At 42.3% G+C, this 23,223-nt stretch carries 21 protein-coding genes; 8 read left to right on the top strand and 13 right to left on the bottom strand.

The window, feature by feature from the left end; genetic code table 11:
• Positions 1 to 6: 6 nt before the first annotated feature.
• Positions 7 to 954: an AEC family transporter gene (locus ACK5MF_RS12200; RefSeq protein WP_416922584.1), complete on the bottom strand. Its 948-nt coding sequence runs from the start codon at positions 952 to 954 to the stop codon at positions 7 to 9.
• A 132-nt stretch (positions 955 to 1,086) separates the two neighbouring features.
• Positions 1,087 to 3,078, bottom strand: coding sequence for a peptidase U32 family protein (locus tag ACK5MF_RS12195; RefSeq protein WP_416922582.1), 1,992 nt, complete (start codon positions 3,076 to 3,078; stop codon positions 1,087 to 1,089).
• 414 nt (positions 3,079 to 3,492) lie between these two features.
• On the opposite strand from ACK5MF_RS12195, the gene ACK5MF_RS12190 reads away from it, so the two are divergent.
• The 5 genes from ACK5MF_RS12190 (at position 3,493) to ACK5MF_RS12170 (ending at position 9,841) form a co-directional block, all read left to right on the top strand.
• Entirely contained in the window at positions 3,493 to 5,139 is a 1,647-nt protein-coding gene (locus ACK5MF_RS12190) for a methyl-accepting chemotaxis protein (RefSeq protein WP_416922580.1), read from the top strand.
• A gap of 237 nt (positions 5,140 to 5,376) precedes the next feature.
• Positions 5,377 to 7,023 (top strand): methyl-accepting chemotaxis protein, encoded by a 1,647-nt coding sequence (locus tag ACK5MF_RS12185; RefSeq protein ID WP_416922579.1) that lies wholly within the window; start codon positions 5,377 to 5,379, stop codon positions 7,021 to 7,023.
• Between the two features lie 192 nt (positions 7,024 to 7,215).
• Positions 7,216 to 8,352, top strand: coding sequence for a chromate efflux transporter (gene chrA, locus ACK5MF_RS12180; protein WP_416922577.1), 1,137 nt, complete (start codon positions 7,216 to 7,218; stop codon positions 8,350 to 8,352).
• 40 nt (positions 8,353 to 8,392) lie between these two features.
• A complete protein-coding gene (locus ACK5MF_RS12175; protein WP_416922575.1) occupies positions 8,393 to 9,328 on the top strand; it encodes a DMT family transporter in 936 nt (311 codons plus the stop codon).
• 192 nt (positions 9,329 to 9,520) lie between these two features.
• On the top strand, positions 9,521 to 9,841 hold the full coding sequence (locus ACK5MF_RS12170) for a hypothetical protein (RefSeq protein ID WP_416922573.1): 321 nt from the start codon (positions 9,521 to 9,523) through the stop codon (positions 9,839 to 9,841).
• 51 nt (positions 9,842 to 9,892) lie between these two features.
• Here ACK5MF_RS12170 and leuE read toward each other — a convergent pair whose 3' ends face one another.
• Positions 9,893 to 10,534 carry a leucine efflux protein LeuE gene (gene leuE, locus ACK5MF_RS12165; protein WP_416922571.1) on the bottom strand — a complete coding sequence of 214 codons (642 nt, stop codon included), beginning with the start codon at positions 10,532 to 10,534 and terminating at the stop codon, positions 9,893 to 9,895.
• Positions 10,535 to 10,776: 242 nt separating this feature from the next.
• On the opposite strand from leuE, the gene ACK5MF_RS12160 reads away from it, so the two are divergent.
• A complete protein-coding gene (locus ACK5MF_RS12160; protein ID WP_416922569.1) occupies positions 10,777 to 11,031 on the top strand; it encodes a DUF4282 domain-containing protein in 255 nt (84 codons plus the stop codon).
• Between the two features lie 104 nt (positions 11,032 to 11,135).
• On the opposite strand, the gene ACK5MF_RS12155 is transcribed toward ACK5MF_RS12160, so the two are convergent.
• The gene (locus ACK5MF_RS12155; protein ID WP_416922567.1) at positions 11,136 to 12,179 is read right to left on the bottom strand and encodes a GMP reductase; all 1,044 of its coding nucleotides are present in this window, start codon (positions 12,177 to 12,179) and stop codon (positions 11,136 to 11,138) included.
• 725 nt (positions 12,180 to 12,904) lie between these two features.
• Between ACK5MF_RS12155 and ACK5MF_RS12150 the strand changes: the two genes are divergently transcribed.
• A complete protein-coding gene (locus tag ACK5MF_RS12150; RefSeq protein ID WP_416922565.1) occupies positions 12,905 to 13,459 on the top strand; it encodes a porin family protein in 555 nt (184 codons plus the stop codon).
• A gap of 26 nt (positions 13,460 to 13,485) precedes the next feature.
• On the opposite strand, the gene ACK5MF_RS12145 is transcribed toward ACK5MF_RS12150, so the two are convergent.
• The 6 genes from ACK5MF_RS12145 to ACK5MF_RS12120 form a co-directional block, all read right to left on the bottom strand.
• The gene (locus ACK5MF_RS12145) at positions 13,486 to 14,958 is read right to left on the bottom strand and encodes an NAD(P)H-hydrate dehydratase (protein ID WP_416922563.1); all 1,473 of its coding nucleotides are present in this window, start codon (positions 14,956 to 14,958) and stop codon (positions 13,486 to 13,488) included.
• Between the two features lie 61 nt (positions 14,959 to 15,019).
• Complete coding sequence (locus ACK5MF_RS12140; RefSeq protein WP_416922561.1) at positions 15,020 to 15,466, bottom strand: PAS domain-containing protein; 447 nt, start codon at positions 15,464 to 15,466, stop codon at positions 15,020 to 15,022.
• Positions 15,466 to 16,470 carry a response regulator gene (locus ACK5MF_RS12135; RefSeq protein WP_416922559.1) on the bottom strand — a complete coding sequence of 335 codons (1,005 nt, stop codon included), beginning with the start codon at positions 16,468 to 16,470 and terminating at the stop codon, positions 15,466 to 15,468. Before ACK5MF_RS12135 ends, ACK5MF_RS12140 begins: the two co-directional genes overlap by 1 nt.
• Positions 16,471 to 16,570: 100 nt before the next feature.
• Entirely contained in the window at positions 16,571 to 16,804 is a 234-nt protein-coding gene (locus ACK5MF_RS12130; RefSeq protein WP_416922557.1) for a hypothetical protein, read from the bottom strand.
• A 127-nt stretch (positions 16,805 to 16,931) separates the two neighbouring features.
• Complete coding sequence (locus tag ACK5MF_RS12125) at positions 16,932 to 17,300, bottom strand: NADH:ubiquinone oxidoreductase (RefSeq protein ID WP_416922555.1); 369 nt, start codon at positions 17,298 to 17,300, stop codon at positions 16,932 to 16,934.
• A gap of 790 nt (positions 17,301 to 18,090) precedes the next feature.
• Positions 18,091 to 18,294 (bottom strand): alternative ribosome-rescue factor A, encoded by a 204-nt coding sequence (locus ACK5MF_RS12120; RefSeq protein ID WP_416922553.1) that lies wholly within the window; start codon positions 18,292 to 18,294, stop codon positions 18,091 to 18,093.
• Positions 18,295 to 18,652: 358 nt separating this feature from the next.
• On the opposite strand from ACK5MF_RS12120, the gene ACK5MF_RS12115 reads away from it, so the two are divergent.
• Positions 18,653 to 18,862 (top strand): cold-shock protein, encoded by a 210-nt coding sequence (locus ACK5MF_RS12115; RefSeq protein ID WP_042481129.1) that lies wholly within the window; start codon positions 18,653 to 18,655, stop codon positions 18,860 to 18,862.
• Positions 18,863 to 18,903: 41 nt separating this feature from the next.
• Here the strand turns inward: ACK5MF_RS12115 and ACK5MF_RS12110 are convergent, their stop codons facing one another.
• The 3 genes from ACK5MF_RS12110 to ACK5MF_RS12100 all read right to left on the bottom strand — a co-directional run bounded on the left by ACK5MF_RS12110 (position 18,904) and on the right by ACK5MF_RS12100 (position 23,157).
• Entirely contained in the window at positions 18,904 to 19,758 is an 855-nt protein-coding gene (locus ACK5MF_RS12110) for a mechanosensitive ion channel family protein (protein ID WP_416922551.1), read from the bottom strand.
• Between the two features lie 152 nt (positions 19,759 to 19,910).
• Positions 19,911 to 21,143 (bottom strand): peptidase T, encoded by a 1,233-nt coding sequence (gene pepT / locus ACK5MF_RS12105; protein ID WP_416922549.1) that lies wholly within the window; start codon positions 21,141 to 21,143, stop codon positions 19,911 to 19,913.
• Positions 21,144 to 21,810: 667 nt separating this feature from the next.
• Complete coding sequence (locus tag ACK5MF_RS12100; protein WP_416922547.1) at positions 21,811 to 23,157, bottom strand: alpha-amylase family protein; 1,347 nt, start codon at positions 23,155 to 23,157, stop codon at positions 21,811 to 21,813.
• Positions 23,158 to 23,223 lie beyond the last annotated feature (66 nt).

Here is a 23,223-nt window from a genome sequence, read left to right as displayed (position 1 = left end):
TGAAAACTACAAGGTGCTGAGGAAAACGAGCATGATTGGCGTGAGCACCATGGACACGAAGTAACTGGTAATCCAACTGGTATTAGCCACTTCTTTATCCAAATCATAAAGAACGGCAGGTAAGGTGCCCATAAATGCAGTGGGCATCACTGCCAAAACCAAACACACCTTCGCAACCAGTTGTCCTTCAACCTGCCAAAGGTTAAACAGTGAAAGCATGACTAAAACCACCAGCACCGCACAAACAGAACGTGCAATGGTCGCCGTCAATGCCACTTTTTGCCAACGCTTTCCACCTTTTAGGTTAAAGGTTAGCCCTACAGAAGCTATCAGCAAAAATGTACCCACTGGGATTGTCCAGTGACTCACTGAAAGCAAAAATTCAGGACGTTCAATTCCCGCCACATTGAGCAGCAAACCAGCAGAGATCGCGCAAATGGCGATGAGGAAAATCGGGTCTTTCCACACTTGTTTGTTTTGTGTGGACTTGAGCGCTTCATCTTGTGATTTGGATTTTGCGTACGGGAACACTAGCCCGAAATAGGTTAACTCTTCAAACAATTTAAACAGCGCCATCATAGCGACACCGTTTTCACCGAAGGTAATAAAGAGCACAAGGTTACCCAGCGCGCCAATGTTATAAAGCGCAGTCACTGGCACAAGCGCCCCAGTTTGTACCTGAGTTAAGTTATTCTTTCTTGCTACAAGAACACCCACCAAAGCACCCGCAGCAATCACACCTGCACCTATAAAAGGTAAATACAATAACTCGGTGCGAATATTACTTAGCTGCCATAAAGATACAAAAACACTAAATGGAATCAATGCCATCAGCGCTACTTTGGTTAAAACCAAACTAACAAAAGATGAACGCTGTTTAAGATAACGTTGGAAAAACAATCCCAGCACAAAACCGCTAAAAATAATGCTGAAAGTAAAGACGAATGGGTTCACAAAGATAGACCTTACATCTAATGCACAGACGCGTTTAGTTATCTCAGCTTAGCTAGGTCATTACAATGCTTTTTGAAAAATTATTTTTAAAATTGGCACGTTTGCCCTTCTCTCTTAACCGACTACCCAACGTTAGTTCAAACCTTTTAAATACTGCTTGTTTGTTGTGCCTATAATGTTTGATAGCAACGCTTGTTGCGCTGCATCATCACCATTCAACGCTTGCTTAAACAGGTGAATAAGTTCTGATTTGCTCACGGACAACTGGGTATTAGTGGGGATATCACGCAAATCAATCATAATATCGGTGAACACATCCGGTACATCCGTCAGCAAATCTAAGTTTAGGAAGTTCTCATTACCGTACAGACAATTGTGATTACCACGCTGCTTGTGAATAACATGAGATTGACCTTTTAAACTGATGATTGATGCGCTCTTCTCACAGCGTTTCATGCAGCCTTTATTCATTCTCTGCTTCTTACAGCCGATACTTTGAATGATCAGACACTGTCTGCTGGTCATCAAATGAATCGGATGATAAAGGCTGTAAAACAATCTAAAGCCTTTCGGTCTGACTAATCGCTTCATCTGTTTGGCGCTGAGCTCATTGGAGATAAACGCTCCATGACCTTTCAGCTCTTGCTCAATACACTGCAACGACAGCGAGTTAGTGATGTTAAGTTGAGGTCCAGCAACCCAAGGTAACCCCATACTTTGAGCGACTTCAGCCATACCAAGATTATTGGTGACCAACCATTGCGGCTTCATATGTTCAAGAAGACGGCACGCGGCTTGGTAATGTTCACCAACCAAAATAGCAGGGAAATACGGGATAAGATTTGGGTAACGACTCAACGCATCCACCACTTCGTCATATTGAAGAGCCAACGCATCCGGAATACGGTAGAAAAACTCAACGTCATGGTTTGATTCAGTAAGTCCTAGATCATCAACATTATCGATCAATACGGAAAGCTTCGGCACACTGTTTAGCTTTGCATTTGGGTCAAATTTTGCCAGTTCGATATCGACTTTGTAGCCACATCCCTTCAAGCTTCGCCTAGCATTAGAAGTGATAGTCATTGCCTGAGTAACCGCATCCACTTGTCCAATAATCTCGGTATTGCGGTCATAAATAAATTGTTTGGCCTGGGTAAACTCTATGCTTTCAGACTGCATTTCAACGTGTTTAGCCGCAAAATTTCTCGGGTTATCAATATACATACCTCGATGGATGTCACCTTTAAGATAACCATTGGTAAAGTCGCGATTGAACACGGTATAGAGCTCAGACATATCTGTAAGCACTTCATCCGTTTGACAGTAATGGTCAATTTGTTTACGCCAGTTATCGACCACAGTGTACACGTAATGAGATTTTTTAATTCGTCCTTCCACCTTCAACGAATAGACACCCGCCTTAGCCAACGCACCCATATCTTGATAAGCAGAGTTGTCTTTAAGATTCAGCGGATAATGATTCCCCGCTGAAGTTATCTGATATTGGTCACGACAAGGTTGACTGCAACGCCCACGGTTTCCGGATGCGCCATTAAGTTCCGAGCTGAAATAACACAAACCGGAGAAACCGATACAATATGATCCATGAACGAACACTTCCATCGACACATTGTGCACACGACCGTACTGTGCTAAATGCGCTATCTCATCAATATTCAGTTCACGGGATAAGTTAGCTCGGCTAGCACCAAGTTTGCTTAGCAGCTTAATTTGCCCTTCATTGTGGGTGTTCATCTGAGTGGAGGCATGCATATCCAACTGCGGGAAATGGTGCTTGATAAGATATGCCAGACCAAGATCCTGAACTATCACGCCATCGACATCGGTATCGCACAGTTGCTTTAACAATCGAACGAGTGAAGGAATTTCACTCTCCAACATCACGATATTGAGAGTGAGAAAAATTTTACATTGGTTCTGGTGAGCGAGTTCAACTACGCCGTCAAGCACATCAAGCGTAATGTTAGTTGCGCGATTACGTGCGTTAAATCTGTCTAAGCCACAGTAGACTGCATCGGCACCCGCAGCGATAGCTGCCTTAATTGAATCTAAATCGCCACCTGGGGCAAGTAATTCAAACTGATCTGTTGTAAAACCCAAACTGCACTACTCTCTCACATCAAACAGAGCTTGGAATTATAGCGACATTGATCACATAACCCTTGATGTAGCTCAGTTGTCGGTAAAATTTGTTGAACAAGCGCAGTACCCATTCAACAATTTATTCAGCACTCCACCTAATCTACCGTAGTTAAACGCAGCATTACGCTAAGTTCTAGAGCACGAAATACACTGAGCGTTAGCCAACGCCCTAACTTTTCTAATCCGTAACCTTTCAAAATTCATCTTTTTTTTCTGTTTGGATCGCACATATTGCGTTTTAGCCTAAGCTATTAATTATTACACATAAACTTTTTTACTAGTTGAGCCTCTTTAACCAACAAACAGCTTTAGTGACAAAAGACGCAGCCTCATTTAAGCAGTCCAATAACAGACATAGAAGGTATTCACACAATGTTAATAGATAAATTAACGCTTAAGAGCCGATTGATTATTACGGTAGCAATCCCCTGCTTAGCATTGATATTTGTAGGTTTAGCAAGCTTGAATGCCATGTCAGCAATGGCAAATAAAACAGAAGAAATGTACTTAAACACTGCGGCCCCAATGCGAGCCGTTGCAGAAGCCGCGTCGCGAATTCCCAGAATGCGTGTGGGTATTGATATGATGCTGCTACAAGAAACCGCTTTACGTGACACTAAGGGCATTAAAACTCGCGTCAAAGAGACTCGTGAAGAAGACATTCCGCAGATGCGTGATGCGCTGACTTTAGCAGTGAAAACCCAAGTTAACCCAGAATTAAAAGGCAAAGTACAGACCCTACTCAATGATTTTGAAAAAATGGTCAGTAATGAACTAAACCCTTTGCTTCTGGCACTGGATAAAGACGATATGGCAACAGCACAACAAATCTATAAAGACAAATACGCTGTGAGCTACGGAACCATGCGCAAAGACGCGAACACATTATTGGAAACTTTACTTGAGCAAGCCGAGTCACAAAATAAACTGAGTTACGCCAATTATGTCTCTGGCAGAACAACTCAGATCATTATCATCAGTGCAGGGCTCATCATTTCATTCATCATCTCTTCTGCTATTGTCATTAGCTTACGTAATCGTGTTTCTACTCTTAGAGATACGATCACAAGTGCGGCGCAAGACTTATCGCTCAACACACGTATTAAATTGGATGGGAAGGACGAATTAACTGAAATTGGCGATAGTTTTAACCTGTTTATGGAGAAGGTACATAAGGCTATCAATCAAGTTGCAGCGAACTCGCAGCAACTGGCAAACATGGCTCGTGACGTATCAGAGAGAGCCCGTCATACACAAAGTAACTGTACCTCCCAACGAGACAGAACCGTGCAAGTGGCAACTGCCATTCACCAATTGGGCGCGACCGTCAGTGAAATTGCGACCAACGCTGCACAAGCTGCAGATGCGGCGAACGAAGCAACACATCAATCCAGCGATGGGCAAAAAGTCGTTCTTCAGGCAAGAAAACAAATTGGAGAACTCTCTAATGAACTGGATAAAGCAACCGATGTGGTTGAGTCACTGGCTAAACAGGTTAACGATATCAGTTCAACCTTAGATACCATTCGCAACATTTCAGATCAAACCAACTTGCTGGCACTAAATGCGGCTATTGAAGCCGCTCGCGCAGGCGACCAAGGTCGTGGATTTGCTGTCGTAGCCGACGAAGTAAGGACACTCGCCAGTCGTTCTGCTGACTCAACGGAGGAGATTCAAAAAGTGATTAATAGACTGCAAACGGAATCGAAACGCGCAGTAGAAGCTATGCAGCAAGGTCGCCAACAAAGTGATTTAGTCGTCGAGTATGCAGACAATGCAGCCAATGCATTGGAGCAGATCAACAGCCACATTGACCACATCAGTGGACAGAATATTCAGGTCGCGACTGCCACTGAAGAGCAATCAACCGTTGTGGACGACATAAACCGCAATGTTGAAGAAATAAATCATCTCACCACGGAAACCACAGATATAGCAGTACAACTCAATCAATCCAGTAACAGCTTACAACAACTCTCGTCTCAGTTAGACATGCTCGTAGGCAACTTCAAACTATAAGCTTGTTTTTCGTCATTGCCCCTGTGTTTTTTGAATTGAATTCATAGGGGTCAATGATATTTTGATTAAATTCATATAAATTTGCGAATAATCACTACACACTCGCAATCTCTAAATATAGTACAAAAAATCTGTGTACATGCTCACATCTGATTGAAATTCAACCATTTTAATTATTAGCAAGTTGGTAAAGTCCAATGCGATAAATAACCGCAACAAATACGGATAATTACAGCTATGCTTATCAATAATTTCACTTTGAAAACTCGGTTGCTTATAACCGTAACTATCCCTTGCTTAGCTTTGATCGCTGTTGGCTTGCACAGCCTAAGTTCAATGGATTCTATCGATAAAAGAACCAAATCTATGTATCTCAACACTGCCGCACCAATGCGCGCAATGGCAGAAACAGCATCCAGGATCCCTCGCATGCGAGTTGGCATAGACATGATGTTACTTCAAGAAACAGCTCTGCGAGATGCCAAGGGCATTGCGACACGAGTGAAAGAAACAAGGACAGAAGACATACCAGAAATGAGAGCAGCGTTAGATTACGCAGTTGAAGCACAATCAGACGATATTTTAAAACAGCGCGTGCAAACACTCGCCGATGCTTTTGCAATAGTGGTGACGGACGAGATAGAACCAATGTTAAACGCACTGGATAGCAACGACCTTTCCACAGCTCAGCAAATTTATCGCGATAAATATGCAAAAAGTTACGGTGTTATGAGAAAGGAAGCCAATGTTATTTTAGACACGCTACTGCAACAAGCTGAAGTACAAAACTCTATCAGCCATGACACCTACCTCAAAAATCGTAATACGCTGATTGTGATTAGTGTCGTAGGGTTGCTTATCTCTTTTATTATCTCGTCATCTATTGTCTTTAACCTGCGCAGACGAGTAACCTATCTGCGTGAAACTATGAATCATGCAGCGTTGAATATGGCACTGAGCACGCGCCTTGACGCGGAAGGTCGCGATGAACTCACTCATATCGCCAACAGCTTTAACCAGTTTATTGAAAAAGTACATACTGCTATGGTTCAGGTGGCGAAAAACTCACGCGACTTAGCCAACATGGCAGAAAATGTTTCTGAACGAGCGGACCACACACGCAATAACTGCGCTTCACAACGTGACCGCACTGTTCAAGTCGCCACTGCAATTCATCAGTTAGGTGAAACTGTCGATGAAATAGCCACAAATGCTTCGCATGCAGCAGAAGCGGCAAACGAAGCGACACATCAATCCAGTGACGGACGAAGTGTGGTTGGTCAAGCAAGAGATCAAATTGGTGAGCTTTCCAGAGAACTCGAAGAAGCGACCGATATCGTCCAGTCATTGGCCAAACAAGTTGACGACATCAGCTCAACACTCGATACCATTCGCAATATCTCAGACCAAACAAACTTACTTGCACTTAACGCGGCGATTGAAGCTGCGCGTGCCGGAGAACAAGGACGTGGATTTGCCGTAGTGGCCGATGAAGTTCGCACTTTGGCGAGCCGATCTGCTCATTCAACAGAAGAGATCCAAAACATTATCGACAGGCTACAAACCGAATCTCGTCGTGCGGTTGAAGCCATGGACAAGGGACGAAACCAAAGTAACCTTGTTGTCGGATTTGCCAACAATGCCACCACATCCCTAGGGCAAATAAGTAACCATATTGAACAGATCAGCACCCAGAATATTCAAGTTGCAACAGCAACTGAAGAACAATCAACGGTTGTATTGGATATCAACCGTAACCTGGAAGAGATCAACCAACTGACATCAGAAACCACTGAGATTTCAGAGCAGCTCAATCAATCCAGCACTCATCTGCAAAGACTGTCGGCAGATTTGGATAAGTTAGTCGGCAACTTTAAACTTTGATACCAGTTTAACTTTATCGCCTGAACCACCTATCACCTGTAACCATTATCGGATATATCGGAACCCCCGTTTCTGAGACATCCGGTAATGGCTTTTTACATTAAATAATTGTGAACAATTAACTAGATAGGTTGAAAATTGCGTCGACTTTAGCTATTCATGGCTCAATTTCGCAAAAAGAAGCTTTACTGCATGCTTACTATCTTCAAAACCTTTTTCTGGCTAGGTTGGATTAGCTTCGGTGGCCCCGCCGCTCACATTGGCTATTTTCGTCAAACCTTCGTTGAAAAACTGAAGTGGTTAGATGACAGCGAATACGCTCAGATTGTGGCACTCAGCCAATTTTTGCCCGGTCCAGGGTCAAGCCAAGTGGGTTTTTCTATCGGTTACAAACGTGGTGGTTTATTTGGAGCGATCGCCGCTTTCATCGGTTTTACCGCACCATCCATCATACTCATGATCCTGCTTGCTCTCATGAGCAGCCAGATCACGGATACCACCATATTTCACAACATCGTACACGGACTTAAATTGCTCGCCGTAGTGGTAGTTGCTGACGCGACTTGGGGAATGTACAAGAACTTCTGCTCAAGCAAACTCTCAGCAGGCTTAGCTCCGTTAACGGCATGCGCCCTGCTGGTTGTACCGAGCATTACTAGTCAATTATTAGTGCTAATATTGGCCGCTATCATTGGAGCGCGATACCTCAAAGGAAATGCAGCGAAAACACAAAGCACGTTTAAACCCAGTTATACCCCTTTACTGCTATTTGCCTTAATACTTATCGGCACCTCTGTGTTATCAAACCACCAAAATATTCAACTGTTTAGTGATTTCTTTCAGGCAGGAAGCTTAGTTTTCGGTGGTGGACATGTGGTTCTGCCACTATTGCAAAATCTTGTTGGTGACCAACTAAGCCAAGATACCTTTTTGACCGGATACGCAGCAGCTCAGGCTGTTCCTGGGCCTATGTTTACCTTCGCCACATATATTGGTTACGCGCTAATGCCACAAACACCTATTGTTGGCGCACTGTTGGCGACTATTGCAGTATTTCTTCCGGGCTTTCTGCTGTTATTAGCTGTGCTGAAAAACTGGCATTCATTAGCAGATAACCCAACCATTGCTGGTGCACTGAATGGCGTAAACGCATCTGTTGTTGGCTTGCTTGCCGCAGCTTTGTACCAACCGGTATTTACCAGTGCCGTCTTTACCGTTTCAGACATAGCTTTAATATTGGTTGGATTTTATCTGCTCAAGCAACTCAAGCTGCCGATAGTTGCTTGCGTTGCATTCTTCATTGTTGCGGGAGCGGCTTTAGGGATATAGAATTCCAACGTTTTCATAACATTTATGACATGGAGTGGTTATGTTTAGAGGAAAGGCGAATGTTAGCGGAGTCTTTACGGTGGTTCTCGCCAGTGTTTTCTGGGGCACAACAGGAACCGCAGCCAGTTTCGCACCAGATATTAGTCCTTTAGCCATCGGCGCCTCTGCCATGGGTGGCGGTGGCTTATTACTCATGTTCAATGCCCGAAGAAAGCTCACTGGCGATGTAGCGACACTACTTCAGCAATACAAACTTTTGCTTTGTGGTGGCGCAGCGGTCGCTATTTATCCGCTTGCTTTTTACACCTCAATGCGATTTTCTGGCGTCGCGATAGGCACCTTGATCTCCATCGCCAGCGCACCATTTTTTACCGTTTTGCTTGAGCGTCTTATCAGCAAAAAACGGATATCTTTGCAGTGGATAGTCTCTTTCATCGTAGGGGCTATTGGTATCGTGTTACTCACGCTTGGAAAAGAACAAAGTGTTCACTCAGATGTAAGTTCGATGCTTCACCTTTTAGGAATTGCACTGGGGCTTATAGCCGCACTCACTTATGCCACCTACTCATGGGCGGCACGAGGCATGATTGAACAAGGAGTGAACTCTCAATCAGCAATGGCGAGTATGTTTGGTTTAGCGGCTACCTTGTTGCTACCCTCGCTGTACATTACCGGAGACAATCTGTTTGCGGATGCGAAACACACTGCAGTAGTCATCTATATGGCAACCATACCAATGTTCCTTGGCTACCTACTGTTTGGTTATGCGTTAAAGCACTTGGAAGCGAGCACGGCTACGCTGATCACTCTGCTTGAACCCGCCATTGCCACATTGTTTGCCGTCGCGTTGGTAGGTGAACGATTCGCCGTTATAGGCTGGTATGGGTTTGCATTTATTCTTGTCTGCTTAGTGCTGCAAGTACTTCCTGTTCAGGCTTCTCGCCTTAACAAGTCTCAAGCAGCAGACAGCTATTGATGAGTCCAATTAACCTGTCTGTTTGCCTTGTTAAACGATTTATTCAGCATTAGAAAGGCCCAATATCGGCGAATTCCTACGCAATAGCAGCATGGTTTATCTGTATACTTGACGAAGATTTGTCACTAAAGCAGTAACATTTGAAACATGCTGGTGGCTGAAAGACAACAATAGCCAACTGCGGAGAACTCGATGACTGAGCAGAGTGTTGGGCAGATTCTCAAAGCCATCAACAGTATTGAAGCCAAAATAGAACAACAAAACAATGTGTTAAGAGATCTCAACCTAAAAGTAAAAACACTGGAAAGCCAAAACAAACAATTGGCACAAATGATCCACAAACTTCAGACGCCAGCAGTGGCGAAAACCGACACTGAACAAGTCGCGTTGAACAAACAGTTTCAGGCTAGTGTGTCGAAGAGCTTGAACTCAATCGAAGACAATTCCAAGAAAGCAATTGAACTGATTAAAGCTAACGCAGGTTCAGGCGGGAAAAAACGCGCTTGGCCATAAACATTTTTATGCAGCCTTGTTAATGCCTCTACAATCGGCGAGTAATTGTCATTAACTCAAGCTCGCCAAACGTGCCGCAAAACCCATAAAGAACATACCGAGCAAACCATTACCCAAATTCGCCAATAGCTTGTTGTTTTTGAACAGTTGAGTCAACGAAGTACCGAGGAAAATCAACACACTCAAATAGACAATGCTAAACACTTCTAAAATGGTCGCCAAAATCAAGTAAGACGCCCAAGTGTGCTCGTAGGTGTAATCAATAAACTGAATGAAAAACGACACATAAAAAAGAATCGCTTTGGGGTTAGTCAAACTCAAAGTGAGTGACTTGGCAAACACGTTTTCTTTCTTCTTAGGACGTGCTATTTCTGCGTTATCATCGCCTCTATTACTCATCAATTGATGGATAATCTTAACACCTAAATACAGCAGATAAGCCGCACCAAGATAACGAATGATGGTAAACAATACCGGAGAAGTTTGAATGAGAGACGCGACCCCCAGATAAGAGAGCAGGATTAAGACAGCATCGCCGATTAACACACCAGATGCCGCTTGATAGCCAGCTTTCACGCCTAGCGATGAGCTTGATTTCAATACATAAAGAGAGTTTGGACCCGGAGCAAGAATGATCATTGTTAGACCGACTAAATAGGTCCAAATATTTATAACGCCAAACGCCTCTAACATATTGCCCTCTATACACTGCGCTGAATCAAACCAGAAATATACGCCCGAAGAATGTAAATATCCAGTTACAACATGATGAGTGATTAAATTTTTCAGTTAAATAATTTGAGTTAGCATTTGAAAGAGAATTTGCCTACAAACGCACATTGCATATCTAATCAATCAGTTTAATATCTTCACCCGACAATTAATGTCTATTCATTCACCCAGAAAAACAATAAATTAAACAAGGAAATATAACTATGAAATCGATGTTCACCTTCGATTCAATGCTAACACCAAAACTCGTAACCGGTCTTTACTGGCTGCTTATTATAATCGCTGTGATCTCTGGGCTTGGCACCATGTTCAGTGGCTATGCGGGATTAACAGCAAGCTCTTTCTTCTTAGGCTTAATAACTATTATTTTAGGGTCTATTGGTGCGCGGATCTGGTGTGAACTGATGATCGTTGTCTTTAAGATCAATGAAAATCTTCAAATACTAAAAGATAAGTAAGAAGCAGGCTTAGGGTTGAGAAGTCTCAACCCTATTATTGTATAAAGAAAAAGAGCCGCGAAAAGCGGCTCTCAATAACTCGAAATTTCCGAAGTGTTGAAAGTTTACTCTTTACCGTAAACATTGTTCTCTTGCTCTTGTACACGGATGAATGTTGTGCGCTTAGTTAGCTCTTTAAGCGAGGCTGCGCCTACGTATGTACAGGTTGAACGTACGCCACCAAGGACATCTTGAATGGTATTTTCAACAGGGCCACGGAATGGAATTAATACGGTTTTTCCTTCAGCTGCACGGTAACCAGCAACACCGCCAGAGTGCTTGTCCATCGCGCTCTTAGAAGACATTCCGTAGAACTTCATGAAGGTTTCTCCGTTCTTCTCAATTAGCTCGCCACCCGCTTCTTCATGACCAGCTAACATGCCGCCAAGCATGACGAAATCTGCGCCACCACCGAAAGCTTTAGCCACATCACCAGGGCAAGTACAACCACCATCACCGATGATACGACCACCAAGACCGTGGGCTGCATCAGCACACTCAATGATTGCTGAAAGTTGTGGGTAACCAACGCCTGTTTTCACGCGGGTTGTACAAACAGAACCAGGACCAATCCCTACTTTTACGATATCCGCACCAGCTAGGATCAGTTCTTCAACCATGTCGCCAGTCACTACGTTACCAGCAACGATTACTTTGCTGGGAAAAGCTGTGCGTACTTTTTGAACGTAATCGACCAAATGCTCTGAATAACCGTTAGCAATATCGATACAGATGAACATCAGCTCTTCGCTCATCGCCATAATGTCTTTGGTTTTCTGGAAGTCATTATCTGATGTGCCAGTAGAAACCATCACGTTTTGTAGCGTATTAGCATCTGCGTTTTGAACAAACTCAGCCCACTGTTCAACGTTATAGTGTTTGTGAATAGCCGTCATTACGCTATGTTTTGCTAGAGCTTCAGCCATTTTAAAACTACCGACAGAGTCCATGTTTGCAGCAATCACAGGTACGCCAGACCATTGACGACCACTATGCTTAAATGTAAACTCGCGGGTTAAATTTACTTGAGATCGGCTTTTTAGGGTTGAACGTTTCGGGCGAAACAGTACATCTTTAAAACCTAACTTAAGTTCTTGTTCGATACGCATTGTGTAATTCCTTGATTAATTTACAGTTTGTGCCTCTTTTGCAGAGTGCATCGTGAACACGTTGGCAGACGTAGTCACTTTTCGGACACAAAAAAACCGGAGCGTTGGCAGACGCTCCGGTTTTCAGCATTATAGGTTGTGATTTCTTTCCTACAAGTCTGATATTTGCTTTTTTTTGTGTTATCCTAGTGAAGATTTCATATCCCCCAAACTTACAATCTTTCCTCATACCGACCAACCTTAAAAATAATTTAAATATCAATAAATTAGCTTTTAAACGTCAATTTTCTGTTCCTTAGTAAATGTTGCTATAACCGTTTAGCTACGATGCTGCACTGAAATAACGTGAACTGAATCACTTAAAACTGAAATATCAACACTTTCATTTTGTTTATTTTTCGTCCAAACAATCCTAGATCACAGCTTTTTATTTGCTCTGAATATAAAAAATAATAACGGTTCAGTAATTGCTTATATTTATAAGTGCTTCGCCTTTAAATACAGAAGATTATACTCAAACTACTTGAAGTTGCAGGTAGGCGGCAAGTGAGCGAATCCCCATGAGCATAGATAAGCTATGTGATTGGGGTGAGCGAGCGCAGCCAACACCGCTGCAGATTCAAGTAGGAAGAGTATAGAAAAATATAAATTGATATGCACAGATAATAGAGTGTCAAAATCCTGAGAGACACCAGCGCATCAATTGATGGCAGTGGAGAAAAAAGATGAAATATCTAGGACAAACTCCTGTTGGTTTATTCCTTTTATTTTTAGCTTTACCAACTCTGGCAGCAGAAAACCGACACCAATTTTACGCAGATAGTGGCTATAACTATATCGATAACAATAACTCCACAGAGAGCGCTTGGACGACAACGCTTGGATACAGCTATTTTTTGTCTCCCTTTGTTGGCGTTGACTTTGGATACACTGATACCATTTCAGACGGCGCAACATTCTATGATACCAATGGTGACACTCAACAAGTGAAGTACCGTAGTTTTTTTGCGGGCGCGAGAATAGAGCAGCCCATCAATAGTTTTACCAGCGTTTATGCCAAAGGCGGTATTGGGCAAACCAATCTGGAAGAAACGAATACCAGTGTTAGCCCTGAAACCAGCCAAGACCGTTCGGGCATTAATCCGTACATTGGAATTGGTGCCAAAGTGCAGCCAATGTATGTGGAGAAACTGGAACTAAGTGTTGAGCTCAAATATCAAGATCTGCAAGACGAATACTCCGCAACCTCTTTAACTTTGGGGGCTCGGTTCAGCCTGTAACCTGAATTGATATTTAACAAGAGGTTTTAATTTACCAATTCACGTAGATGACAAAGTAAATCGCTGGCTAACATTCCTCGCTCACCTTTTTCTTTTGCATTCACATCTGCTGCTTTACTGTGAATGATTACCCCTAATTTTGCGGCTTCAAAACAACTCAAACCTTGCGCGAGAATAGAAGCGATAACGCCAGTTAACACATCGCCCATACCTCCACTCGCCATGCCTGGATTGCCCGCTAAGCATACAAAAATCTCATTACCATCACTAACTAGCGTGCCCGCACCTTTCAATACCACTACACCACCATATTTGTTTTGCAGATCTTTAATGGCTTTGAATCTGTCTGCTTCAATAGAATTGACATCGACTCCAAGTAATTTTGCAGCTTCGGCAGGGTGTGGAGTGATGATCCGCTTATCATCTGAATTGGGGTTTTGTGCAAGAAAATATAGCGCATCAGCATCAACAACTTTGTTAGTTAGAAGATCCTGAGTGTGACGGAAAAGCATTTCTGCTTTTGCATCTCGGCCTAATCCCGGCCCAATAGCGACTACGTTGCTCCACTCTAACCGACGTTTGATTCTTTGCTCATCGTCCCAAGCAGCACTCATCACTTCTGGGATGGATACTAAAATGGAGGAAACATTGAATGGATGAAGCAGTGATGCTATAAGGCCACAACCAACTCTGGCACACGCTCGGGCAGCGAGAATCATGGCTCCGCCCATACCTTCGTTGCCACCGATCAGAAGCACTTTACCGTACATCCCCTTGTGGGCACATGCTTCTCTCTGAGCAAGCATCAACTTAATGGATTTAGGCAAAATGGATTTCAGGGTCGGTTTATTTTGCTGTTCAAAGCACTCCTCAACACCTAACCCAGCAAAGTGCAATTGCCCTACGTAGTTCCGTGCCTGCCCAGTGACTAAGCCTTGTTTTAAACCTATAAAACTAATGGTGTGATTAGCTTTGACTGCAACACCTAACACCGCTCCGGTATTTGCGCATAACCCTGATGGGATGTCTATTGCCACAACAGGCACATGACTCGCATTAAGCAATTGGATAATGTCTTTAATGGGCTCTCGAACCGTTCCTGATAATCCAGTTCCTAGCAATCCGTCGATAATAAGATCAATGTCATCAGGAATGACATCATCAAAAGGATAAACTTCGCCGTCGTGATCCAGCCAATGATAATAAGCAGATAATGCATCACCTTTAAGATTTTCAGGATCGCCGTGTTGCCAAACCGTCACCTGAACACCCATTGATTTAGCCAAACAAGCGACGATATAACCATCTCCACCATTGTTCCCACTACCGTAGCATACCAACCAATGATGAGTACCCGGATATTGTGCAAACGCAATGGTGAAAGCAGCTTGTCCCGCCCTCTCCATCAGGCTGAACATTTCGAGCCCCATTGATTTGGCAGCTAACACTTCACCTTGCTTAACTTGCTGTGCAGTATAAAAAACGCTGGGTATAGGCATACGAATCCCTCTCAACTAACCCGTTGCTGAAATCTCTCATATTATTTATTTGGTATTTGTTCTATGTATTATTTGCTTTTAAAACCACTAAAGCTTCTGCCGTTGCATCCTGGATAGAAAGAAACAGCGAATTAACAACACCTGTTGGTGTACGCATTGGGTTTAACGTGATGTTCTGATACATAAAATCAGCTTGCTGTGTAATAGGACGAACATTGCGACACTTAAACAAATAAGGCCGTTGCTGCCATGTAATGAAGCTTCGACAGCCTAAGTCATAAACGGGTTTAGTTTTAAGACGGAACCATTCTTGTGGGATCTCAGGAAAAACGTCAAATAGCGATTGCCCAATCACCTCCTGAGCCATTTTCCCACTATGGTGTGTCATAAAACCATTCCACACTTGAACTTTGTAATCGCGGTCAAGTACGATCAACCCCATGTCGACGTTTTGAACCATGTCGACCATCCAATGAAATTGCCCAAATTCTGCTGGAAGAGACAGCATTAGAAATCCTCCATCAAGTAAGCAAGCTTGCTATTGAGTAACGGCAAAGATTCATCCACGAACATGAATAATAGGTCACAACGAATTGAAGTATCTTCAATGCTGTAGCTGACTTCAAAAGTCATCGTTTTACTAAACGAACCCGCAGTAGAGTTGATCACGGAATCGATAGTGATGTGCTGCCCAAGAAGTACAGGAGAACTCTGGAAAAAGCGCACTTCAGCTTGCTCCCCTAAACCATTGAGGAACGACCCCACCAGAATGTTGGAGACATCCATTAATAATTCCAACTCTTCAAGATCTTCACTCTCAGCCGGTATTTTCATTAATTTTTTCAAATCAGAAACACTGGTATCACTGAGAAGCACCAGAGCCTCTCCAGCGATACCTTCACCACTGAAACCTTGGCATACACCTGACACGTGCGCATTATCTGCAAGATCACGAAGCGTCATGTGAAGCTCTGTCACTTCAAAAATGTTTACATTCGGCAATGGTAAACGTACAAACACATCAAAATGTCTTGCAAGTGCATCCGCTGCTCGACCAATGGCGACGTTCGCCACTTCCATATAGATATCGCGACGACGAAGTACTGGTAGTTCAAATGACACAGGTGTGACGACTTTAGGAACCGAAGCAGGTTCAACCAAGGTTCTCAGAACATCTTTGAGGATATTGATATCTATGGGCTTTTGAATAAAGGCTTTAGCACCCAGCGCCATTACACGCTCTTTCGCCTTAGGCTGAATATCGCCTGACACAACAACGACTGGCGTCGCAATTCCTCTGTTTTTCATTTCTTCCAAAGTGCCAAAGCCATCCAACTCAGGCATGGTTAGATCCAAAAACATGAGGTTAAATGTTTGCTGCTGCATAATATGCAACGCATCGAGTCCGTGCTCAGCAAATGTAATATTTGCATTCAGAGTCGCAGGGAGGGAACGCGCCATCTGCTTTCTAGCAAGAGCAGAGTCATCACAGATAAGTACAGGAAACGACATAACACTACCTTCCCTTAGTTTATTAAGACTCTATAAAGTGTATACCTAAATGTGTGATTAGCACTAAAAATAGATGACTACTTATTGATTACTTTAGAGATTAGGGCCAAAGAGTAAGCAATATGATACGTAATAGCACCACGCATACTAATAGGCTAATACCTAACCGATACCATTTATATTCGGAAATTGACATAGGAACACGCTTATAGAACATTGTGGTGACGCCTTTCCAATCGTGACTACGGCGACCATATTGAGTAATACCTGTCAGAACAAAGATAATGCCAATCACTAAAATACTTTTTTCAATCCAAAATAGTGCGATATCCATAACAACTCCCTCGTACATCATTGACAACAAGTATATAAGCAAACGAAGTTGGACACTTTAGGACTATGGTCGTATGTCAGGCAGCAAAAAGGAGCCATAAGGCCCCTTTTTAATAACTGAAAGCATGTTACAAATGTGCTGTACGGCTACGTACTATCTTTGGCAATTCTGTAATGCTATCTCTATAACTGAACCACAAATAGGTCACAGTAATAGAGAAGAACAAGTAAGAAAGCGCGAACACAAGTGGTGAGGTGATCAGTTCAGCAGATAACCCCCACATTACGCCAACAACCGTCACCGTCAACTTAGAGAGTAATCCGCACACCAGTAAGAAAACCGCTAATTCAGGTACTCGCGTACTTCTAAAAGCAAACCAATAACAACTGCCAACAGCAAGAGCAGCAACAGACATGCCGAGTAGGAAAGAATGAATATGGGCAGCAGAAGCGACACCAGCAGAAAGCGAAGTCATTAATATCAATAATAGTTTCATAACATGCCTACCTCTTTAGTGACAGCAATGAATCCTTTCAGTTTTTAATTATTCTCGCTCATCATTTGTTTATTTCAAGGTCAGAAAATCAACAAAATTTATACTTATTAAACAAATGGTTGAATTGTTAAATGGACGTTAAATCATCATCTTGTTTAACACAGATAATCGCTAGAAATTGCGAGAAAAATAATTACAAAAAAATTATTTATTAACATTTAATTAACTATAAATATTTTCAAATAAAGTATTTCAAAATGTAACTAAGCTATCTCATCTTATACTTCGCCATTATCTTCCAAAGAAAAAAGACAACATATATAAACCATATCAATCAATGGCTACAATACAGAAGGCTTGGCTATTTTTTGCATTCCAAATGCTCGATCTACTCGCCAATTTCGCTTCGCTCTGATACCTTTACACCACTTTCACCTTAGCTTCCAAAAACCATGTTGTCTCAACACAGAATTAACAAAATTGTAGAAATTGGCGATACATTGCACCGTAGCGGCTGAATTTTTAGCGTCAATGCTAACGGGGATTTTTGTAGCATTTTTAGCCATCGTCGCGGGCAAATTACTGCATACTCCATTTATTCGCCGAAAATAGACAGATGATATACTCAAACTACTTGGAGTTGCAGGTAGGCGACAAGTGAGTGAATCCCCATGAGCATAGATAAACTATGTGATTGGGGGTGAACGAACGCAGTCAACACCGCTGCAGCTTCAAGTAGGAAGAGTATATAAATAATGAATAAAGAAAGAGCCCTATTCGAAATCAGCGATCAAGCAGCTTTTGAATAGGGCTCTTTTCCTTTGTGTTTCATTTTACGGCTGAAACTACCTTTACCTTTTTTTGCTTTCTCAACTCGTTGTCTAAATAATTGGCTTGTTACTACCGCTTTTAACGCATTGTCTTTAATTTCACCTCGACCAAATTCAGTATCGATGACTTCATTTGGAAGAGATTTTGATAATTTCATGTTCATCAAACTCTCCTATATAAGTTGTACGTATTTTGCGCCAAACATTCTGAGTGTCAATAAATCAGTTGATAAAATAAGATTCATTTGTGTATTTCGAGTCACTCAAACTTGCTAGAAATGGTGCTTAGTGCAAAAAAATGATTGAAACTTGTTTCACAACTTCGACTCAGTTCAAGATCCGATTGACAAGTTAATTCAATAGCCTAGACTCATGGCTAGCTAGAAAGAAGTTCTTTGTTTACACATTGTTTCGTTGGATTACTCGTAACTCCCCCGTCGTGTCGTACGCAATAGCAATTTATTTTTCCACGCTATCAGCGCCCTAATCGGCTTTAAACAAATATGTTTTAGGATAATTAATATGTCTACACCTGTTACTGGTACCGTTAAATGGTTCAACGAAACAAAAGGTTTTGGTTTCATTAAACAAGAAAACGGTCCTGACGTTTTTGCACATTTCAGCGCAATTCAAAGTGAAGGTTTCCGCACTCTAGCTGAAGGCCAAAAAGTTGAGTTCGTTGTAACTCAAGGTCAAAAAGGCCCACAAGCTGAAAGCATTAAAGTTATCTAATTTTAATAGCTATATTTGCTAGATAGCCAGCGTAATGCTGGCTATTTCGTTTCCGGTGCAGTCTTTGGAAACTTCTCTTCATAGATCTCCATGAAATCTTTTCTTATCAATTGTTCCAAATAGGTTGCTCGCTCGGTCGGGCAAAATATCTTAATGTGCACGACTTGCTCCCCTGCTGCGGTACTGGTGATTTCAACATGTGGATCTGCACCAGGTAAATCAACGCCTGCGTGCTTCTCGATAACGCTGTTGTAGCGACGCGCCACATCCATAAAATGAGCGAAATGCGCTTCAATTCGTTGGTGAATTTGAGGGACTAACGGAAACAAATTCACAAAGTCAGGAACAACGATAGTAATGTCATGAAACACATAACGTTTCATAAAATTAAGGTTCTTTACTGGATGAATAAAGAACATGCTGTTCGGTAGCGTCGCGGTTTTACCAGTGTAATGATAATGAGCCTTTTGTAGAGCAATCTCTTGAATAACCGTTGCCATCATATTGTGTTCAATCACTTCACCACTGATTGAGCCCACTTCAATCCAGTCACCAATTCGAAACGAACGTGAACTGGCACGCTGAATCGATCCAGTAAAACACAAGATAATTTCTTTTGAAGCCACGACAATAGCAACCGCAATCGCAGTAACAGACAGTGCAAATTGACTGATTTCCGATTGCCAAAGCATAAACAGGACTATCACAGTCACTGTAAACGCCCCGTTCTTAGTGCGCGACATCCATTTTCTTTGTTCCTCAGTAATAAAAGCAACGTCACCACGAATATGTGCAAGAACTAATCGGCGCACCAACCATACAACAAGCAAAATTAGCAAGGTTAACAACATCTTGTGCGTAGATAGAAAATCTATCACCGCATTTAATTTATCCATAATTCTTCCTACTACAATGTACTACCGAATAGCTGACTGAAATGGCTTAATGATTAAGCTAACTCAGTTTTTATATAAAAAAAAGCGTTGGCAACCAACATAGCGCCAACGCTTGAATAATTATAACCGACCGAACTGGTTGATAAAGCAGCTTATTGTTTATAGTGTCGCGCTGTATTTTCCGCAAGAGTAACAATAACACTCACCGCTTGCTCCATACCTTCAATCGTAATGAATTCATGAATACCATGGAAATTGTAACCACCCGTAAAAATATTCGGGCATGGCAATCCCATAAAAGATAAACGAGCACCATCTGTACCGCCACGAATTGGTTTGATTAATGGTGCTATACCACACTGTTCCATAGCGACTTTAGCTAGTTCAATAATATGCGGATGTGGTTCAACCATCTCTTTCATGTTGGCGTAGCTGTCATGAACAACAAGCTCAACACTACCTTTCGATAGCTGCTTATTTAACTGGTCAACCTTCTGTTGCATGAATGCCTTGCGGGCAGCTAAGCCATCTCGCTCGAAATCACGAAGTATGTAATCCAACTGCGATTTCGCGACGCTCATACAAGCGGAAGAAAGATGGTAAAAACCTTCATAACCTTCGGTATTCTGCGGTGTTTCTTCTTCAGGCATCATCAGAACAAAACGCGAAGCAATGTGCATAGCGTTCACCATTTTGCCTTTCGCCGTCCCCGGATGAACACTCACACCATGGCAAATAACTTCAGCCGTAGCTGCATGGAAGTTTTCATATTCAAGTTCCCCGACAGGACCTCCGTCAATGGTATAGGCCCACTCAGCGCCAAATTTTGTAACGTCAAAATGGTTAGCACCTCGACCAATTTCTTCATCGGGCGTAAAACCAATACAAATGTCACCATGTGGAATTGACGGGTCGGCAATCAGCATTTCAATTGCGGTGATAATTTCAGCAATGCCTGCTTTGTTATCCGCTCCAAGAAGCGTATTACCGTCAGTCGTTATAAGGTTCTTGCCATGTAACTGATGCAGCTCAGGGTACTGGATAGGAGAGAGAACTTCATCACCTTTACCAAGAGCAATATCCCCACCTTGATAGTTTTCGACAATTTGAGGCACAACATGCTTACCAGAAGCATCTGGAGAGGTATCCATATGAGCAATAAAACCAATAGGAGGAACATGGTAATCAACATTTGATTTTAGTCTCGCCATCACATAGCTATGACTATCAATAGTGACATCACTGAGCCCTAACTCTAGCAACTCTTCATAAAGAGCTTGAGCAAACACTTTTTGCCCAGCAGAGCTTGGACAATGATGATTCTTAGGTTTTGATTGAGTATCGTAAGTGACATAACGTAAAAAACGTTGAATAAGATTTTCCATGACAATTCCGCTTTAATTTCAGTACGTAGCAACAGAAAGCTATTAGCTACAACACGTACCACAATATTTAGTGATACGCAGCTTATTGCATTCAATAGTACGTCTTATTTAAAAGTAAGAATTGTTATAAATCAGTTTTTAGTAACTTTCCTATTCAGCAATGAAATATTAGCCGGCTCCAGTTAATACCCTTTCCGCAGTTCATTCGTTATTGGTCGGGTCTTGGTGTCGTAAATAGAAATGTCTGTTTCATTCACAACATATAGTTGGAATTAACATCACAAACCACTAAAAAAGCGAAAGAGAAATCATTCACAACTTTGCTGTTTAAGAATTAAGCCACTAACTTTAACCATGTCTCCTTTATTTTCCCCCTAGAAAATAGTTAATGCTGACAACGTCAAACTTCTTTAGAGGTTTTACTACATTCATAATGGCTCAAAATAAAAAATCCCCAGTAGGCTCACAACTGGGGATTTTTATTTCCTGACAAAACGCTGGCAAAAACCAAGCATGCATTTAACGTTGAGAGTGCATATTAATCTCATACTTTTTTCATATTATGTGAGTGGTTAAGTAAGTTACCCCCGAATTGAACTACTGCTAACTCAAATAGTTTGCCGCATCCAACCAGAATGCGGCTTTTTTTTGCGACATACAATGCGCTTCACTTACAAAGCATATAACTGGTTAGCGCCGCAGCCTCAACCAATACTGTCGCTCCATCACTAATAAATACTTGATCACTAAACAGGTCGTGCAACGCATGGTTCCAGTTCAGTTCAACGGTTTGAGGCCTAGAGGATTTATTGATAATCACCACCCCTTTATCACCACGGCTAAACACCAATAAATCGTCACTGGCTTCTATTATTACCATCGGTAATCCGTGCATTCGATTATGAAATTCGATTTGCGCCAGAAGTTTAGGTTCCTTCCAAGCATTAAGCCATCGTGGCTGCCCCAACTTATTCTTAATGTGACTGGTGTCCAAATCGGTATAGATCAATGGCACTCCACCATCTCGCCCCAAAATATAACTGTACGCTAAACTCTCCAACGCCTCATCCATAACCAGATTAGTAAACACATCGTTATTGGGAATATCATGAGTGATCGCAAAAGTAATAGCTCGTTCTTTCGATAACGCTTCACCAAAGCAGTACGGGTCTATCAACCATTTCAAACTGCCCGATTTTTGCAGTGCATTAAATACGGTCTGAAAAAGAGGAAAATCATATGCCCCTAGGCTGGTTTCTGCCAAATAAGGCTCCAAAAATAATTGGTATTCTTCTTTTGTTGCGCCACCATCAGTGATGATCTCGCCAAAAATATGGACATCTTTAGTGATCTCGTCTGTCCAGACTTTCTTTAGATGTTCTATCGTCATATGCTTAGCGGCATCGATTCTGAATCCCTTTACTCCTAATGATTTAAGTGCTTTGAGGTAAGCTTGTTGCATTGCTACCACATGTGGACAGTCTCTTAACGTCGGTAAACCTTGATCATGCGGTCCACCTGTGATTCGCCCATTTTGCACTTGCCACTTATCTTTCCAGTCTTTAATCCCAAACGCTTCAACAAAATCTTCTTCTTGAAATAGCGGTTGTGATAAATCACCAAATAGAATTTGCTTTTGATAATAACGCGAGGATTTTTGATACTGCTTCATATCTTCACGACTTGGAAATTGAAGATCAAGCCGCCTTTTCGATTCGTTTGCCATGTGGTTAAACACCACATCGGCATAGACATGAACACCTAAAGCTGTCAAAGCATCGGTCATTTGAATAAAGGATTGAGTATCGCCAAGTTGGTTGTCGATAACTCTGTAATCTTGCGGCTGGTAGCGTTGCCACCATTTTGTTCCTTGATCGCTCTTCGCAGATTTCATGGGAGGGGAAACAAGTACCGCTTTATACCCTGCTTCGAATATCGCTGAAGCGCGCTCAGCCACGAGGGAATAAGGCCAGTCAAATGCGTGCAATATAACGTCAGTTGGCTGATGGTTCATTGAGATACTCCTTGTTACTCAACAAGCCGAATGGAAACGAAAGTGAATGCGCGGCTTGCCCGGGCT

Origin of the sequence: Vibrio sp. (genome assembly GCF_047973365.1) — a bacterium.
Classification (GTDB): Bacteria; Pseudomonadota; Gammaproteobacteria; order Enterobacterales; family Vibrionaceae; genus Vibrio.
Note: the sequence above shows the minus strand (reverse complement) of the source record. Positions and strands in the feature narration are given on the sequence as shown.

Coding starts and splice junctions, on each gene's coding strand:
- ACK5MF_RS12190 (WP_416922580.1), top strand. CDS start 3,493: ATGTTAATAGATAAATTAACGCTTAAGAGCCGATTGATTATTACGGTA.
- ACK5MF_RS12185 (WP_416922579.1), top strand. CDS start 5,377: ATGCTTATCAATAATTTCACTTTGAAAACTCGGTTGCTTATAACCGTA.
- chrA (WP_416922577.1), top strand. CDS start 7,216: ATGCTTACTATCTTCAAAACCTTTTTCTGGCTAGGTTGGATTAGCTTC.
- ACK5MF_RS12175 (WP_416922575.1), top strand. CDS start 8,393: ATGTTTAGAGGAAAGGCGAATGTTAGCGGAGTCTTTACGGTGGTTCTC.
- ACK5MF_RS12170 (WP_416922573.1), top strand. CDS start 9,521: ATGACTGAGCAGAGTGTTGGGCAGATTCTCAAAGCCATCAACAGTATT.
- leuE (WP_416922571.1), bottom strand. CDS start 10,534: ATGTTAGAGGCGTTTGGCGTTATAAATATTTGGACCTATTTAGTCGGT.
- ACK5MF_RS12160 (WP_416922569.1), top strand. CDS start 10,777: ATGAAATCGATGTTCACCTTCGATTCAATGCTAACACCAAAACTCGTA.
- ACK5MF_RS12155 (WP_416922567.1), bottom strand. CDS start 12,179: ATGCGTATCGAACAAGAACTTAAGTTAGGTTTTAAAGATGTACTGTTT.
- ACK5MF_RS12150 (WP_416922565.1), top strand. CDS start 12,905: ATGAAATATCTAGGACAAACTCCTGTTGGTTTATTCCTTTTATTTTTA.
- ACK5MF_RS12145 (WP_416922563.1), bottom strand. CDS start 14,958: ATGCCTATACCCAGCGTTTTTTATACTGCACAGCAAGTTAAGCAAGGT.
- ACK5MF_RS12140 (WP_416922561.1), bottom strand. CDS start 15,466: ATGCTGTCTCTTCCAGCAGAATTTGGGCAATTTCATTGGATGGTCGAC.
- ACK5MF_RS12135 (WP_416922559.1), bottom strand. CDS start 16,470: ATGTCGTTTCCTGTACTTATCTGTGATGACTCTGCTCTTGCTAGAAAG.
- ACK5MF_RS12130 (WP_416922557.1), bottom strand. CDS start 16,804: ATGGATATCGCACTATTTTGGATTGAAAAAAGTATTTTAGTGATTGGC.
- ACK5MF_RS12125 (WP_416922555.1), bottom strand. CDS start 17,300: ATGAAACTATTATTGATATTAATGACTTCGCTTTCTGCTGGTGTCGCT.
- ACK5MF_RS12120 (WP_416922553.1), bottom strand. CDS start 18,294: ATGAACATGAAATTATCAAAATCTCTTCCAAATGAAGTCATCGATACT.
- ACK5MF_RS12115 (WP_042481129.1), top strand. CDS start 18,653: ATGTCTACACCTGTTACTGGTACCGTTAAATGGTTCAACGAAACAAAA.
- ACK5MF_RS12110 (WP_416922551.1), bottom strand. CDS start 19,758: ATGGATAAATTAAATGCGGTGATAGATTTTCTATCTACGCACAAGATG.
- pepT (WP_416922549.1), bottom strand. CDS start 21,143: ATGGAAAATCTTATTCAACGTTTTTTACGTTATGTCACTTACGATACT.
- ACK5MF_RS12100 (WP_416922547.1), bottom strand. CDS start 23,157: ATGAACCATCAGCCAACTGACGTTATATTGCACGCATTTGACTGGCCT.